The organism is Methylobacterium sp. Leaf456, assembly GCF_001425465.1.
Taxonomy (GTDB): domain Bacteria; phylum Pseudomonadota; class Alphaproteobacteria; order Rhizobiales; family Beijerinckiaceae; genus Methylobacterium.
Map to the genome: position 1 here is coordinate 113,211 of NZ_LMQV01000005.1, position 15,590 is coordinate 128,800.

A 15,590-nucleotide genomic window follows, 5' to 3' on the forward strand; every position below is an offset into this window, starting at 1 on the left:
CCGGTGTCGGGCGGCGTTTCGTCGCCACCGCGCGGTGAAGGCTGCGCCTGCCCTATCTGCCGGCCCTCATGTTCGTGTTCTACTGGATCGTCGGCGTCCTGTTCGGGGCAGTGCTGCTCGCGGCGCTCGCCCGCCGCCTCGGCGCGCCCTATCCGGCCTTCCTGGCGCTCGGCGGGGCCGGGCTCGCCTTCCTGCCCGGCGTGCCGAATCTCAGCCTCGATCCCGACCTCGCGCTCGCCCTGTTCCTCGCCCCCGTCCTGATGGATGCGGGCTACGACACCTCGCTGCGCGATCTGAGGCGCGACTGGCGCCCCATCGCCGGGCTCGCCGTCGGCGCCGTGCTGGTCACCACGGCGGTGGTCGCCGGCGTGACGAAGTGGCTCGTGCCCGACATGCCGCTCTCGGCGGCGATCGTGCTCGGCGCGGTGGTGGCCCCGCCCGACGCCGTGGCCGCCCTCTCGGTGCTCGCCCACGTGCCGCTGCCGCACCGCCTCGCCACGATCCTGCGCGGCGAGAGCCTGCTCAACGATGCGGGCTCGCTCCTGATCTACCGCCTCGGCGTCGCCGCGGCGATGACCGGGCATTTCTCGGTGACCGAGGTGGCGCCGGCCTTCCTGATCGGCGTCGTCGGCAGCTTGGTCGTCGGGCCGCTCGTGGCGCTCGCCTATCTGCGGCTGCTGCGCCGCTTCGAGGACGTGTCGATCGCCATCGTACTCCAGTTCGTCGTCACCTTCGGCCTCTGGGTCGCCGCCGAGGCGGTCGAGCTGTCGGGGGTGCTCACCGTGGTCAGCTTCGCCATCACCGTGGCGCGGTACGCGGCGGACCAGACCGCACCGCGCCAGCGGGTGATCTCGAACGCGGTGTGGGAGACGGTGATCTTCGTGCTCAACGTGCTGGCCTTCGTGCTGATCGGCAACCAGCTCGGGCCGATCCTGGCGCGGCTGACCGAGGCGCAGGCGATGTCCTACGCGGTCGTCGCCGGTGCGATCGTCGCCACCGTGATCGTGGTGCGCATCGCCTGGGTGCTGCCCGCGAGCGGCATCCGCCGGATGCGGTTCGGCGAGCCGCGCGAGGGCGAGCCGCGGGCCGATCTCGGGGTGGGGGCGGGCTTCGCCGTCTCCTGGGCCGGAATGCGCGGCCTCGTCACCATCGCCGCCGCGCTCGCCCTGCCGGAGGGCGGGCCGGACGGCAGCGGCTTCCCCTATCGCGACCTGATCGTGCTGACCGCCTTCTGCGTCGTGATCGGCACCCTGGTGATCCAGGGATTGAGCCTGCGCCCGCTGCTGGCGCGGCTCGGCCTGGAGGATGCCGACCCGGTCGGGCGCGAGGTCGGCCGGGCGCGCGCCGAGGCCTACGGCGCCGCGGTCGAGACCCTGAAGGGTGACACCTCGGAGGCCGCCGACACCCTGCGCCGGGAGTTCCACGCGGTGCTGGCCCAGGCCGAGGCGCACGAGGAGGGGCTCGCCCCCGAGAGCCTGCCCACCGACGCGCCCCGCCGCCGCGCCTTGCGCGCCGCCCGCGATCGCATCCTGACGCTCCGCCGCACCGGCCGCATCGGCGACGACGCCTTCTTCGTGCTGGAGGAGGAGTTGGATTGGGCCGAGCTCAACGCCACGCCGCGGGCCGAGGCGTGAGAGGTCTTTTTTAGGTCGGTGTCGGCGGGTCGGACGCTCTTCTCCGCCTTATGAGGGAAAGCCCGTCCGACGCTGCGCTGACGGGCAGCCGGCCCACACCGTCATTGCGAAGCGGAGCCGAAGCAATCCAGGGCGCGACCTGTTCGGAGAAGGCGAGGACGTGCCGACGAAACGTTCACTCGCGTGAACGATCCGATGAATGCAGAGCCCTGGATTGCTTCGGCTCCGCCTCGCAATGACGAATTTGGATTTTATGCGACGCGAATAATCGTAGATCTTCTTTAGATTTGGTTCGATCCATCAACATTTGGGCTGGGGCTAGCGGACGAATGCAATTTTGAGCCCCCGTGAGAGCCGAGTTTGATGAAAATTCAATTCGTAAATCGCCGTAACAATCCCAAGTTGCCCCAAATCTCACATCCCCATCATTCGCAATTCGGTCAAAAAGATTTGGTTGATCCGCAAAACCCAATGTCCATAACGGCAAAAATTGCCTGGACGCGCACGCACCCCGATTCGAAACTGTCAAGTTCCGTACAGATGCTTCCCATGATCCTCGCAACTTCGCACCACCGGGCGCGTCCCGTCGGGGCCCGCCCGCATCTCGGGAGCGCGTGACGCGATGGTCGTGGCCTCGCTCACATGCCTCGTCGCTGGCGCCGTGCTGGCGGGCACGGCCCATCAGTTCGAGGAGCGGGTGGCGCTCGCCGAATCCGTCGCGGGCGGGCTGCTGATCCTCGGGCTCGCCCTGATCGGCTCCGGGCTGCCGGTCTTTCGCTAGTTTCGGCGCGTCGCCAGCCGGGCCTCGATCGCGTCCCAGATCGGCCCCGCGAGGTCCGGGCCGCCGAGGCGCTTGATCGTGCGCACGCCGGTCGGCGAGGTCACGTTGATCTCGGTGAGGTGCCCGTCGATCACGTCGATCCCGACGAGGATCAGGCCGCGCCGCCGCAGCTCCGGGCCGATCTTGGCGCAAATCTCAAGCTCGCGCTCGGTCAGGTCGGAGGCGCCGGCGGCACCGCCGCGGACCATGTTGGAGCGGATGTCGCCCTTGGCCGGCACCCGGTTGATGGCGCCCATCGGCTCGCCCTCGACGAGGATGATGCGCTTGTCGCCCTCGGTGATTTTTTCGAGGAAGCGCTGAACCACCCACTGCTCGCGGAAGGTCGCGGCGAAGAGATCGAACATCGAGCCGAAATTCGGATCTTCCTCGGAGACACGGAACACGGCGGCGCCGCCGTGGCCGTGCAGCGGCTTCATCGCGATGGTGCCGTGCTCGGCCCGGAACGCCTCGATCTCGGCGCGATCGCGCGAGATCAGCGTCGGCGGCATCAGGTCGGGGAAGTCGAGGACGAACAGCTTTTCGGGCGCGTTCCGGACTTCCGTCGGGTCGTTCACCACCAGGGTGCGGGAAGCGATTTTCTCCAGCATGTGGGTGGCGGTGACGTAGGCCATGTCGAAGGGTGGGTCCTGGCGCATCAGCACCACGTCGACTTGGCCCAAATCGATCCGCTCCGGGGCCTGGAGCGTGGCGTGCGCCCCCTCCACGTCCTGCACCGTCACGGGCGAAGCGTGGGCGGTGACGCGCCGGCCCTGCAGCGAGAGCCGGTCCGGCGTGTAGGTGTAGAGGGTGTGGCCGCGCCTCTGCGCCTCCAGCATCAGGCCGAAGGTGGTGTCGCCCGCGATGCGGATCGACTGGATCGGGTCCATCTGGACCGCGACGGTCAACGCCATGCTCGTCCTCGCGCCTTCACCCGCCGCGCCGCTGCCGGGACATCTCATCCCGGCAGCGGCGAAAAATATCAGTCGTCCGCCTGCCCGGCGCCGCGGCCGCGGCCGTTCTTCGAGCCGGTGCGCTTGTCGTAGTCGGTGATCGCCGAGCGGCACTCGGGCGAGAGCCGCGAGCGGTTGCGGGTCATGCAGTTCTCGGCATCCGGGCTGTTCGGATCGACACCCGCGCAAAGGCGGAAATAGTCGTTGGCGCAGCCGAGCTGCAGCCCCTGGTCCTCGCGCTGGGCCTGGGCCGGGGTCACGGCCAGAGCGACCACGGCGAAGAGGGCGAGTCTCAGGGCCACGGACAAGCCCCGCGAAATCTGCGGGCGTCTGCCAAGTCGTGAGAAGTCCGGACGCATCCTGCCTTGTCCTTCGCTCGATCCCAGAGGGTCCTTGAGGCCCCGCATATCGGGCATCCCGCCGAGTTAGCAAGCGCAGCATCGGGTGCCCAGCGCATCGTGCCGGATATCGGATCCAGCACGATGCGCTGTGTTCTTGTGCCGCATCGGCTTTTTCCGAGAGCCGGTTCCCACCTTTCGGCCCGATGCTCCAGCCGCACGCCGCCCCGCCCGGGAAAGCGGCGCTTCGCCCAATAAAGAAGGCCCCGCAGCGGAATGCGCGCGGGGCCTCAAGTCGAAGGGAGGATAAGCCCGCCATGGGCGGATGAGTCCGAGCAAGAAGCAGGCCGGTGTCGTCGGATTGCCACCTGCGACGCCTCGCCGCTGCGCCCTACGCGGATGAGGCCCGCGGACGGACCGGTCGAAACACTCCGTTAACCACGTCGTGATGAGCTTGGCCTCGACAGCCCGGCCGGACGGACCAGCCCGTCCACGGCGCTCGTGCCCACCCCGCGTCGCCTCTCCCGAGGCGGCGGGGGGCGGCTGGCGCCGGTTTCCACCGCATGACGGGACAGGCTCATGACGCCTTCAACCAAGACCCCTGCGACCAAAACGCCCTCCGAGCGACCGACCCCCTTCCTGCGCAGCCGCGGCCCCGCCACCGTGGTGCCCTTCCCCAAGGCCCCGGCACGCCGCCTGCGCCGCGAGGACGACGACGCGCCCCGCGGCCAGATCCTGCTGTTCACGGGCGTGCGCTACGAGAGGCTGCCGGACGCGGACGCCCCGGCGGTCCCGCAGCGCCGCCGCTCGTGATCCGCGGGGGCGGGCCCCGCCTTCCACTCCCGCTGGCTTCGCTGGTGCTCGCCGCGCTCCTCGCCTCTTGCGCGCAGGAGGGCGATTTCGGGCGGCCGGCCAAGGGCACGTGGAACAGCCTCGTCGAGACCACGGGCACGATCGCGGCCCGCGAGCGAGGCTTGGCGGCCTCGGCCTCGCCCCTCACCGACGACGAGGAGATTCTGCGCGACCGCGCTTGGCGCTTCCTGATGCCGGCGCAGGGGCGTGCGGCGTTCGAGGATGCGCTTGCCAACCTCACCCGGGTGCGGGCGCTGCCGACCGCGTGGCGGCCCGACGACCTCCCGGCCTATCACGACGACCTGCTCGATCAGGGCTTCCGCTCCCCGTACTCGCGCTATCGCCGCCTCTCCGAGGACGCCACCGCCGACGGGCGGCTGATCCCGTCCTTCGCGGGCGTGGCCTCCCGCGTGTTCGAGGCCGACGCCATGCGCCTGCGGGCGCTGCCGCTCGCGAAAAGCCTCGACGAGTGGGACATGCGGCAGGCCGCCATGCGGGTCGCCGAGAACCGCTGCCTCGTCGCCTGGGTCCGCATCGAGACGGGCCTTCGCGTCGCGCGCTACCGCTACGCCCTGGAGCATTTCCTGGTCGAGATGCCCGGCCGCGAGGCGGTGCCGGCCGAGCAGGCGCTCGCCTTCCTGGAAGGGCGCCGCCGCCTGCTCGATCCGCTGCTGCCGCCGGAGGCCGTCGAGCGCTGCGGGCTGGCCGAGGCCGCCGCGGTGGCCCTGGCACCTCCCGTCATCGCCAAGTATTAGGCTCGCCCGAGCCCGAAGCACCCAGGCAAACATGCGAACCATCGTCTACGCGGATGGCGGCTGCGACCCCAATCCCGGCCCCGGCGGCTGGGGCGCCGTGATCCAAGCGCCGACCGGCACGGTCGAGCTGTGCGGCGGCGAGCGCGCCACCACCAACAACCGCATGGAGCTGACCGCCGCGATCAGCGCGCTGGAGCATTTCCCCGAGGGCGCTCAGATCGAGATGCGCTGCGACAGCCAGTACGTGGTCAAATCCGTCACCGAATGGATGCGCGGCTGGAAGGCCCGCGGCTGGCGCACCGCCACCGGGCCGGTGAAGAACATCGACCTGATGCAGCGCCTCGACGCGCTCGCCTCCGCCCGCGACGTGAAGTGGACCTGGGTGCGCGGCCATGCGGGCGAGGCCGGCAACGAGCGCGCCGACCGCCTCGCTGCGCAAGGCCGCCGCGAGGCGCTGACGGGGGTCAAGAGCGCGTCGGCCTCGGCGGCTGCCGCTTCGTCCTCGTCTTCCGCGACGGCGTCGGCCTCCGCCACGGCCGCCGCCCCGGCGGCGCCGAGCCTCGTCCAGAAAACCACCCCGGTGGCGCTCCCCTCCGACCTCGTCGGGGCGCTCACCCGCGCCGCGGACCGCGCCGGCACCACGCCCCAGGCGCTGCTGGAGGAGGCTTTGCGCCTCGCCCTCGATCTCGGCCCCGCCGGCATCGCCCGCGCGCGGCAAGACTTCTCCACGCGCAAGGCGTCGTGAGGGGAGGGCGGATGGACGCCGCCTTCTTCGACCGCCCCGCCGCGACCGTCGCAGCGGCGCTGATCGGCCACGTCCTTCTCGTCGAGGGCGTCGGCGGCGCCATCGTCGAGACCGAGGCCTACGACCGCACCGATCCGGCCTCGCACAGCTTTTCCGGCCCGACCAAGCGCAACGCCAGCATGTTCGGCCCCCCGGGCCGCGCCTACGTCTACCGAAGCTACGGCCTGCACTGGTGCCTCAACCTCGTCTGCGAGCCCGGCAGCGCCGTGCTGCTGCGCGCGCTCGCCCCGAGCGCCGGCCTCGACACCCTACGCGCCCGCCGCGGCCTGACCGATCCAAGGCGCCTCTGCGCCGGCCCCGGCCGCCTCGCCCAGGCGCTCGGCATCGATTCTTCGTATGATGGCGTACCTGTAGACCGGGCGCCCTTCGCCTGGGAGCCGCCTGCGGGGCCGGTGAGCGTGGCGGCGACCACCCGCATCGGCATCACCAAGGGCGCCGATACGCCCTGGCGCTTCCTGCTGGCGGGCTCGCCGTTCGTCAGTCGGCCGCTGCCGCGGCGCTCGCTTCTCCCACCCTCCCCCTCATCCTGAGGTGCCCGCGCAGCGGGCCTCGAAGGAGGGCTCCAGAAATCTCAGCGATCCCTGGAGCCCTCCTTCGAGGCTTCCGCTTCGCTCCAGCACCTCAGGATGAGGGGGAGGGGTGGGGGAGACGAAGCAAAAAACCGTCAGGTCTCGACCAGCCCCGCACTCGACTCCGACACCCCATGCCCGTGGGCTTCCGCCAGATACGCTTCCGAGCGCATCTCGATCAGCCGCGAGACGGTGCGCTCGAACTCGAAGGCCTCGCGGCCGTCGGGGGCGGTGTAGAGGCCCGGCGGCTCGGCGGCGGCGGCGGCGACGAGCTTCACCTTCGCGTCGTAGAGCGTGTCGATCAGCGTGATGAAGCGCTTGGCCTCGTTGCGCTCGGCCTCGCCCATGACGGGAATCCCTGAGACGATCAGCGTGTGGAAGGTGACGGCGAGTGCCATGTAGTCGGACGCGCCGAGCGGCTTGCGGCAGAGGTCGTCGAAGCTGAAGCGCGCCACGCCCCCGGCCTCCTCCGGCACCGCGACCGCGCGGCCCTTCACCCGCACCGTACTCGGGCTGCCCTTGGCCTTGCCGGTCAGCGCCTTGAAGGCGGCGTCGAGCGCCGCCCCGGCGGCAGCGTCCGCGGGCACGTGGTAGACCGAGGCGCCGCCGAGCTTTTCCAGGCGGAAATCCGTGCGGGAATCGAGCCGCAGCACGGTCACGCGCTGCTTCAGCTCCGCCACGAACGGCAGGAACAGGGCGCGGTTGAGCCCGCCCTCGTAGAGCCGGTCGGGCTCGACGTTCGAGGTCGCCACCACCGTGACGCCGTGGCGGAACAGGGCGGCGAACAGGCGCCCGAGCAGCATCGCGTCGGCGATGTCGGTGACGGTGAACTCGTCGAAACACAGGAGCGTGGCTTCCGCGGCCAGCGCCTCGGCGACCGGCGGGATCGGGTCGTCGCCCTTGGCCGTGCCGTTCTTCACCGCCTGCCGGTGGGCGTGGATGCGCTCGTGCGCGTCGGCCATGAAGCCGTGGAAGTGGACGCGCCGCTTCGGGCCGGGGGCGGCCTCGTGGAAGATGTCCATCAGCATGGTCTTGCCGCGGCCGACCGAGCCCCAGACGTAGAGGCCCTTCGTGGCCTCCGCCGCCTCGTCCTTGCGGCCGAACAGCCAGCCGAGCGCCGAGCCCTTCTTGGCCCGGCGCCGCCGCGACAGCGCCTGCACCAGATCGTCCAAAGCCGCCACGAGGCGCAGTTGCGCCGGGTCGCGCTCGATCGTACCGGCCGCGACCAGCGCGTCGTAGCGGCCGCGCACCGGACCGGGATGGGGCGCGCCGGAGCGGGCGTGGTCGGAGGGAGCGAACTTGTCCGTGGGCATCCGGGGCCGCGTCTTTGGGCGGCCGTTCGGGCCGGGGTTTTTTCTAAGTGCAGCGCGCTCCCGCCGGGATCAAGTCGGTATGGTCGAGCCGGCGGGCGCGGGCCAGCCATGCGGGGGACACCGCCGATCCGGCACTTTGCTGCATTGCAACAAGCGCGGTTCGTCGCCAGTTTCCGCCGCGGGAGGGGGAGCATGCCGGCCGTCGATTCGAGGTCGGCCGGGCCTTGAGGCGAAGGCGCGTATCATGCCCTCACCGGACTTGTCTTCCCGAACCGAGCCTTGCGCGAACGTCGTCTGCCGCCGCCTCTGGCCGGGGGACGCCGCCGCCGTGCGGGCCCATTTCCTGCGCCTCGACCGCGACGCCCGCGCCAGCCGCTTCATGGCCGCCCTCGGTGACGAAGCGGTGGCGGCCCATGCCGAGCGGGCGATGCGGGCGCCGGGGCTGATGTTCGGCGTCTTCGTCGACGGCGCGCTGCGGGCCTTGGGCGAACTGCGTCCGCTCGGCCGCGAGGGGCTGGCCGGCCGGTTCGGAGCCCGCGCCGAGGGCGCGCTCGCGGTCGAGCGGGGTTTTCGCCGCACCGGCAACGGCTTGCTGCTGCTGGAGCGGCTGGCGGAGGCCGCGCGCAACCGCGGCGTCCGCGAACTCCATCTGCGCTGCTTATCCGTGAACGGGGCGATGCGGCGGCTGGCCGCCCGCCTCGGCGCCGAGGTCTCCTTGCGCGACGGCGAGAGCGAGGCGGCGCTCCGCCTCACCCGCCCGACGCCGCTCTCGCTGTGGCGCGAGGGCGTGGAGGGGCTGATCGATCTCGGGCTCGCCGTCGCGGCGCCCGCCGCGCTGCCGCGGGCGGCGTGAGGCCGGTCAGGCGGCCTCGCCCGGCCAAGCGACGATCCGCTCGACGTATTCCTCTTCCTCGAACTCCTCCTCGTTGCCCGAGACGCGCCCGCGCACCGAAATGCCGGCCTCGTGCACGCTGGCCCGGCGCCCCGTGATCAGCGGGTGCCAGCCCGGCAGGTCGCGGCCCTCGCGCAGGAGGCGGTAGGCGCAGGTCGGCGGCAGCCACGGGATCTCGCGCACCGCCTGCGGGGTCAGCCGCACGCAGTCCGGCACGCGCTTGGCCCGGTTGCGATAGTCGCGGCAACGGCAGGCATGGGCGTCGAGCAGGGTGCAGCCGATGTCGGTGTGGTGAATCTCACCCGTATCGTCGTCCTCGAGCTTCAGCAGGCAGCAGCGGCTGCAGCCGTCGCACAGGCTCTCCCACTCCGCCGGGTTCATCTGTTCGAGGGTCTTGACCCGCCAGAACGGCCCTTCGCCGCGCTCCGCCATGATGTCGGCGCCTCGCTTCTCTCGTATCCGTACCATTCCGGGACGGCGCCCCTCCTGCCGCAAGGCGGGGGACGGGGCAAGCGGAGCCGGCATGTGTTGCTCCCCCGCCGTCATTCCGGGGCCGCGCAGCGGAACCCGGAATCCGTCCGTGATGCGACGCCCTGCGACCCGTTGCGGGCAGTCGTGGATTCCGGGTTCGCTTCGCGCCCCGGAATGACGGTGGGCGGTGGAATCCGCTCGTGCTGCGGCAATCCCGTCCCGGCCTTCCGCCACACGCCCGCCCGGATCGGCAGCGAGGCTGGGTCACCGACGCCTCCGTTAAGGTTAAGCGAAACTCAAAGGCCCCGGGCCGGGCCCGCGGCCCCGGCTTCGCGTTCCTTAACGGAGACGAAAGCTCGCCGGCCCGCCGCTGTCCTGTTACAGAACGGCGGGGACACGGTCGGCCGACGTCCGGTGCCCGAACGGCCGGCCCTGAAGGTTTGAGAGAAGCGGATCACCCCGTGCGCCTGCCCAGCCTCAAGACGCTGAAGACACGGCTGTCGCGGGCCTCGCTCGCCTTCGACGCCTGGATGAATTCCAGCCTCTACGAGGGCGGCCACTCCACCACCGAGGCCTACGAGCGCTTCCAGGCGCGCATGCAGGTCTTCTCGTTCCGCGGCTGGAAGCGCGTCGCCCTCGATCTGACGAGCGAGGGCGTCACCGTCGGCGTCGCGGGCGCGATGGTCCTGCTGTTCCTGGCCCAGCCCGCCTTCAACCTGACCAGCGACAACTGGCTGAAGGCGCAGGACCTCGCCGTCACCTTCCTCGACCGCTACGGCACCGAGGTCGGGCGGCGCGGCATCAAGCACGACGACTCGCTCAAGTTCGACGACTTCCCCGAGCTGATGATCAAGGCGCTGCTCTCCACCGAGGACCGGCGCTTCTACGAGCATTACGGCATCGACCCGATCGGCACCGCCCGCGCGCTGGTGTCGAACTCGAGCGGAAAGGGCGGCACGCAGGGCGGCTCGACCCTGACGCAGCAGCTCGCCAAGAACCTGTTCCTGTCGAACGAGCGTTCGCTGGAGCGCAAGGTGAACGAGGCGTTCCTGGCCTTCTGGCTGGAGAGCCACCTCACCAAGAACCAGATCCTCAAGCTCTATCTCGACCGCGCCTACATGGGCGGCGGCACCTTCGGCGCGGTGGCCGCGGCCGACTACTATTTCGGCAAGCGCCTGCAGGACGTGACGCTGGCCGAGGCCGCGATGCTGGCGGGTCTGTTCAAGGCGCCGACCAAGTACTCGCCCAACGTCAACCTGCCCGCCGCCCGCGGCCGGGCGGTGGACGTGCTGCACAACATGGTCGAGGCCGGCTTCGTCACGGAGGGCCAGATCCAGACGGCTTTGCGCAACCCCGCCACCCCGGTGACGCGCACCCGCGACATCACCGCCGACTACTACCTCGACTGGGCCTTCAATGAGGTCCGGCGGATGGCGGATGCCGGCAAGCTCCGCTCCGACCGGGTGCTCACCGTCAAGACGCCGCTCGACCTCTCGATCCAGCGTTCCGCCGACCAGGCGGTCGAGGGCATGCTGCGGCGGCTGGGCGACCAATACGACGTGGACGAGGCCGGCGTCGTCATCCTCGATCCCGATGGCGCGCTCCGGGCGATGGTCGGCGGCGCCGATTACGGCGAGAGCCAGTTCAACCGCGCGACCGATGCGCTGCGCCAGCCGGGCTCCTCGTTCAAGCCCTACGTCTACGCCGCCGCGCTCGCCGCCGGGCTCTACAAGCCGGATTCGCCGGTGGTCGATTCGCCGGTCTGCGTCGGCAACTGGTGCCCGCAGAACTATGGCCGCTCCTATTCGGGCCGCCAGCCGCTGTGGCTCGCGGTGGCGAAATCCGTCAACACCATCCCGATCAAGATCACGACCGCCATCGGCAAGGGGATGGGCATCACCCATGAGTGGAACGCCGCGAAGGCGGGCCGGGCCAAGATCATCCAGCTCGCCAAGGCGATGGGCGTGACGACGCCGCTCACCGACACGCCCTCGCTGCCCATCGGCGCCACCGAGGTGACGGTGATGGATCAGGCGGCGGGCTTTGCCGTATTCGCCAACGGCGGCCGGCTCGCCAAGCCCTACGCGGCGGTCGAGGTGAAGAATTCCAGCGGCGAGACCATCTACCGCCACGCCGACGAGCCGCCGGTGCAGGTGCTCTCGTCCCAGGTGACGGCCGACATGAACTACATGCTCAACAAGGTCGTCGAGGAAGGCACGGCGCGCAAGGCCCAGATCGAGGGCGTGAAGGTGGCGGGCAAGACCGGCACCACCAACGGCTACCGCGACGCGTGGTTCGTCGGCTACACCGGCAACTATGTCGGCGCCGTCTGGTACGGCAACGACGACCACAGCCCGACCAACAAGATGACCGGCGGTTCGCTTCCCGCGATGACGTGGCACGAGATCATGGCGCCGGCCCACCAGGGCATCGAGCTGAAGCCGATGCCGGGCCTCAACGACCGCAAGGGCAGCCCGCAGGTCGCCCAGGCCGAGACGGCGGCCGCCGCCGCGAGCGCGGGCGGGCGACTGTCGCGCCGCTCGTTCGAGGTGCTGTCCGGCCTCAACGGCCTGTTCCGCAGCGTCGAGGCGGAGCGCTCGGCCACGACGCAGGGAACCACCCAGGGCCCGGCCCGCCAGGGCTCGCTCGGCCCCCAGAAGGTCCCCGGCCTCGCCCCGGTGGACGTCGCCGAGGGCGCCCGCGCCGCCGGCTTCGGGACGCCTTGAGCGCTGCCCGCATGGACATGCAGACACCGGCCGGGACCGGCAGAGGCGCCGACCCCTCGGCCGCGCCGCCCGCGCGGCGGACGCCGCGGCTTGGCGCGTTCCTGCGGGGCGCGACCTCGCGAAGCGCGCGGGTCGGGCTCGTCGTCTACGCCCTGGCGCTCGGCGGGCTGCTCGGCCTCGTCACCGCCGACTACGCCACGAGCGGCGGCTATCCCTTCGGCGGTACGCCGATCGGCAGTTGGACGGCGTGGCCCAAGGCCGGCGCGTTCGACGCCGACCCCTATGCCCGCGCGGTCAACGCCCGGGCCGGAGACATCCCGCTCGCGGTCGGCGAGGGCATGCTGCTGACGGCCGCCGCCGACGATTCCGGCCGCACGCTCGACGCCACCTGCACCTACCGGCTCTCCGGCATCACGCCCCCGGCCCGCGCCTGGACTTTGACCGTCACCGGCCGCGGCAAGGCCGAGCAGGCGCCGATGCGCGACAACTTCACCTCGACCGAGATCCTGCGCGACGCCGACGGCCTGTTCGCGATCCTGCTCTCGCCGGAAGTCCAGCCGGGCAACTGGCTGCCGATGCCGCGCCCGCGCGGGCCGGTGCGCCTCGCGCTGCGCCTCTACGACACGCCAGTGGCCGCGAGCGTCAGCTCGCTCGACCGCGACAGCCTGCCGGCCATCGAGCGTGTGGGCTGCGCCCGATGAGCCGCGGCCCGTTCCTCCTCGCCACCGGCGCCGGGTTGGTGCTCGCCGGCCTCGTCCATGTCGCCACCGTCCTGGCGATCCCGCGCTTCGCCGAGGGCGACGCGTTTTCCCGCGCCCAGGCCTCCGAGACGCTGGATCACCCGCTTCGCATCCACGGCCTGACCGGGGATGCCCCGCCGCAGGAATCCTGGCTGCCCAACCCTGATCCGGCGGTGTCGGTCGGCGTTTGCTCCTACGATCTCGACGACGGGCCGATGCGCGTCTCGGCCCAGGCCGGCTCGCTGATGCTCTCGGTCTCGGTCCATGCCCGCCGCGGCGCCTTCTACGCGCTCACCGATCAGGCGGCGGTGCGCGGCGGCCTCGACCTGGTGGTGATGACCCGCACGCAGTTCGACGAGGCGCTGGCCAACGACGTCGCGGGCGAGGTCACCCGCGACGTGCGCATCGTCGCCCCCGCCCGCCGCGGCTTCGCGGTGGTCCGCGTCATCGCCGCCCTGCCGAGCCAGCGCGCGGCGGCCGACGCCGCCGTGCAGGCGGTCGGCTGCACCATCGACAGTCCCGCCGAGCCGACGGCCGAGGACGGGAAGGGCTGAGGCGACGGGCGCCGTCTGCGGCTATACTGCTCCGGCTCCGCGCTCTCGCGCCCACAGACAAAGACGCCGGACCGGTCTTGCCCATGGACGACCACACCGAGTTCTGGTTCGCGGCGGCCATCGTCGGGATCGCGCTGATCCTGTCGGCCTTCTTCGCCGGCGCCGAGACCGCCTACACCGCCGCCTCGCGCGCCCGGATGCTGGCGCTGGAGAATGCCGGCAGCCGGCAGGCGGGGCTCGTCAACCGCATCCTCGCCGGGCGCGAGCGGTTCATCGGCGCGATGCTGATCGGTTACAACGTCGTCGCCATCGGGGCGGCCGCCTTCACCACCGGCGTTCTGGTCCACCTGTTCGGCAAGATCGGCGTGCTCTACGCCACCGCGGCGCTCTCGGTGCTGGTCATCGCCTTCGCGCAGGTGCTGCCCAAGACGCTGGCGATCAACAATCCCGACCGGATCGCTTTGGCCTCCGCCCGCCCCGTCGCCTTCGCGGTCGGCCTCCTCGGGCCGCTGGCGCTCGCGGTCGAGGCGGTCGTGCGGATGCTGCTGCGCCCGCTCGGCCTGTCGATCGATGCCGGCCGCTCGATCCTCACCCCCACCGAGGAGATCCGCGGACAGGTCGCCCTGCTCCACCGCGAGGGCGGCGTCGAGAAGGCGCAGCGCGACATGCTCGGCGGGCTGCTCGATCTCGGCGAGCTGACGGTCGCCGAAGTGATGGTCCACCGCACCAAGATGCGCACCATCGACGCCGGCCTGCCCTCCGAGGAGATCGTTCGGGCGGTGCTGGCCTCGCCCTACACCCGCATGCCGCTGTGGCGCGACAGCCACGAGAACATCGTCGGCGTGCTCCACGCCAAGGACCTGCTGCGGGCGCTCGATGCCGCGGGCGGCGTGGCGGCGGGGCTGAAGGTCGAGGTCTTGGCGCTGGAGACGTGGTTCGTGCCCGGCACCACGACGCTCCGCCACCAGCTCAAGGCGTTCCTGTCGCGAAAGACCCATTTCGCGCTCGTCGTCGACGAGTACGGCGAGGTGATGGGTCTCGTGACGCTGGAAGACATTCTCGAAGAGATCGTCGGCGACATCGCCGACGAGCACGATGTCGCCGTCTCCGGTCTGCGCCCGCAGGCGGACGGCTCGGTGCTGGCCGAGGGCAGCGTGGCGGTGCGCGACCTCAATCGGGCGATGGACTGGACCCTGCCCGACGACGAGGCCACCACGGTGGCCGGCCTCGTCATCCACGAGGCCCGCGCCATCCCCGACGCCGGCACCGCCTTCAACTTCCACGGCTTCCGGTTTCAGGTGCTGCGCAAGGCGCGCAACCGCATCACCTCACTGCGGATCACCCCGGTGGCGCCCGCCCCGCGGCGGGGGGCGTGAGCCCGGAGCCATCCCCTGGACAGGGGGTTGCGCTGCGCACAGTTTGATTGTGCGCCGTAAGATGTTCCTCTAACGTCGATTTCTTAGGGTCTGCTGCACGCCGTCGGCTGCGCGATCGTCCCGGCCCCGCGGTCTCCGCCGCGAACGGGACGTGTGCCGGCCGCATCGTGCTCGCGTGGAAACCGATTCGCCCTCGGCGGGTTGGCGCGTCCGGGGGCCGACCATATCTGAGGCGGCTCGCCGCCAGCGCCCTGCCGCGCCCGGCCCCTGGATCGAGGAGACGGCGCGCGTCGGAGCGCGCATCGAGGATGGACCATGAGTGACCCGGGCCGGGATGACCCGCAACTGCTGGACAACCAGCTCTGTTTCGCCGTCTACGCCGCCGCGCACGCCTTCGGCCGCGCCTACCGCAACCTGCTGGCGCATCACGAGCTGACCTATCCGCAATATCTCGTGCTGCTGGTGCTGTGGGAGGAGGAGGGGATGTCGGTCAAGGAGATCGGCGGCCGGCTCTTCCTCGATTCCGGCACGCTCACGCCGCTGCTGAAGCGGCTGGAGGCCTCGGGCCATGTGCGGCGTGCGCGCGACCGGCCGGACGAGCGGCAGGTCAGCATCTTCCTCACCGACAAGGGCCGCAGCCTGAAGGGTCAGATGGACTGCCTGCCCCTGACGGTCGGCGGCATGACCGGCATGAGCCTGGACGAGCGGCGCGCCCTTCTCGACAGCCTCGAGACCATGCGCGAGGCCCTGCATGCCGGCGCGGCCGGGACCGAGGTCGCGGCCTGAAGGCCGGCA

At 71.2% G+C, this 15,590-nt stretch carries 16 protein-coding genes; 12 read left to right on the plus strand and 4 right to left on the minus strand.

Going from position 1 to position 15,590, the window contains the following annotated elements:
- Positions 1-68 precede the first annotated feature (68 nt).
- Together ASG52_RS06655 and ASG52_RS27630 are read left to right on the plus strand one after the other, a co-directional pair.
- A complete protein-coding gene (locus ASG52_RS06655) occupies positions 69-1,634 on the plus strand; it encodes a cation:proton antiporter (protein ID WP_056240737.1) in 1,566 nt (521 codons plus the stop codon).
- Positions 1,635-2,262: 628 nt separating this feature from the next.
- Positions 2,263-2,415, plus strand: coding sequence for a hypothetical protein (locus ASG52_RS27630; RefSeq protein ID WP_162249976.1), 153 nt, complete (start codon positions 2,263-2,265; stop codon positions 2,413-2,415).
- Here the strand turns inward: ASG52_RS27630 and gshB are convergent.
- Positions 2,412-3,365, minus strand: a complete 954-nt coding sequence (gene gshB / locus ASG52_RS06660; RefSeq protein WP_056240740.1) for a glutathione synthase — start codon at positions 3,363-3,365, stop codon at positions 2,412-2,414. The two genes, ASG52_RS27630 and gshB, sit on opposite strands and share 4 nt — an antisense overlap.
- Positions 3,366-3,433: 68 nt before the next feature.
- On the minus strand, positions 3,434-3,763 hold the full coding sequence (locus ASG52_RS06665) for a hypothetical protein (RefSeq protein ID WP_056240743.1): 330 nt from the start codon (positions 3,761-3,763) through the stop codon (positions 3,434-3,436).
- Between the two features lie 558 nt (positions 3,764-4,321).
- Here ASG52_RS06665 and ASG52_RS06670 point away from each other — a divergent pair.
- From ASG52_RS06670 to ASG52_RS06685, 4 genes are read left to right on the plus strand one after another with little or no spacing between them, the layout of a single operon-like run.
- A complete protein-coding gene (locus tag ASG52_RS06670; RefSeq protein ID WP_056240746.1) occupies positions 4,322-4,555 on the plus strand; it encodes a hypothetical protein in 234 nt (77 codons plus the stop codon).
- A 44-nt stretch (positions 4,556-4,599) separates the two neighbouring features.
- On the plus strand, positions 4,600-5,349 hold the full coding sequence (locus tag ASG52_RS06675) for a hypothetical protein (protein WP_286158964.1): 750 nt from the start codon (positions 4,600-4,602) through the stop codon (positions 5,347-5,349).
- Positions 5,350-5,380: 31 nt separating this feature from the next.
- Positions 5,381-6,094, plus strand: a complete 714-nt coding sequence (gene rnhA, locus ASG52_RS06680) for a ribonuclease HI (protein ID WP_056240749.1) — start codon at positions 5,381-5,383, stop codon at positions 6,092-6,094.
- 11 nt (positions 6,095-6,105) lie between these two features.
- Complete coding sequence (locus ASG52_RS06685; RefSeq protein WP_056240751.1) at positions 6,106-6,684, plus strand: DNA-3-methyladenine glycosylase; 579 nt, start codon at positions 6,106-6,108, stop codon at positions 6,682-6,684.
- A gap of 134 nt (positions 6,685-6,818) precedes the next feature.
- Here the strand turns inward: ASG52_RS06685 and zapE are convergent, their stop codons facing one another.
- Positions 6,819-8,036, minus strand: coding sequence for a cell division protein ZapE (gene zapE / locus ASG52_RS06690; protein WP_056240754.1), 1,218 nt, complete (start codon positions 8,034-8,036; stop codon positions 6,819-6,821).
- 244 nt (positions 8,037-8,280) lie between these two features.
- Between zapE and ASG52_RS06695 the strand changes: the two genes are divergently transcribed.
- Complete coding sequence (locus tag ASG52_RS06695; protein ID WP_082552399.1) at positions 8,281-8,889, plus strand: GNAT family N-acetyltransferase; 609 nt, start codon at positions 8,281-8,283, stop codon at positions 8,887-8,889.
- Between the two features lie 6 nt (positions 8,890-8,895).
- Here the strand turns inward: ASG52_RS06695 and ASG52_RS06700 are convergent, their stop codons facing one another.
- Positions 8,896-9,360, minus strand: coding sequence for a YcgN family cysteine cluster protein (locus ASG52_RS06700; RefSeq protein ID WP_056240757.1), 465 nt, complete (start codon positions 9,358-9,360; stop codon positions 8,896-8,898).
- Between the two features lie 500 nt (positions 9,361-9,860).
- Here ASG52_RS06700 and ASG52_RS06705 point away from each other — a divergent pair, with 500 nt between their 5' ends.
- From ASG52_RS06705 to ASG52_RS06725, 5 genes are all read left to right on the plus strand, one after another.
- Positions 9,861-12,125 (plus strand): transglycosylase domain-containing protein, encoded by a 2,265-nt coding sequence (locus tag ASG52_RS06705; RefSeq protein WP_056240760.1) that lies wholly within the window; start codon positions 9,861-9,863, stop codon positions 12,123-12,125.
- 11 nt (positions 12,126-12,136) lie between these two features.
- A complete protein-coding gene (locus tag ASG52_RS06710) occupies positions 12,137-12,826 on the plus strand; it encodes a DUF1214 domain-containing protein (RefSeq protein WP_082552400.1) in 690 nt (229 codons plus the stop codon).
- A complete protein-coding gene (locus tag ASG52_RS06715; protein ID WP_056240761.1) occupies positions 12,823-13,419 on the plus strand; it encodes a DUF1254 domain-containing protein in 597 nt (198 codons plus the stop codon). Before ASG52_RS06710 ends, ASG52_RS06715 begins: the two co-directional genes overlap by 4 nt.
- An 83-nt stretch (positions 13,420-13,502) precedes the next feature.
- Positions 13,503-14,795 (plus strand): HlyC/CorC family transporter, encoded by a 1,293-nt coding sequence (locus ASG52_RS06720; RefSeq protein WP_056240764.1) that lies wholly within the window; start codon positions 13,503-13,505, stop codon positions 14,793-14,795.
- A 315-nt stretch (positions 14,796-15,110) separates the two neighbouring features.
- Positions 15,111-15,581: a MarR family winged helix-turn-helix transcriptional regulator gene (locus tag ASG52_RS06725; protein WP_056240767.1), complete on the plus strand. Its 471-nt coding sequence runs from the start codon at positions 15,111-15,113 to the stop codon at positions 15,579-15,581.
- Positions 15,582-15,590: the final 9 nt, after the last annotated feature.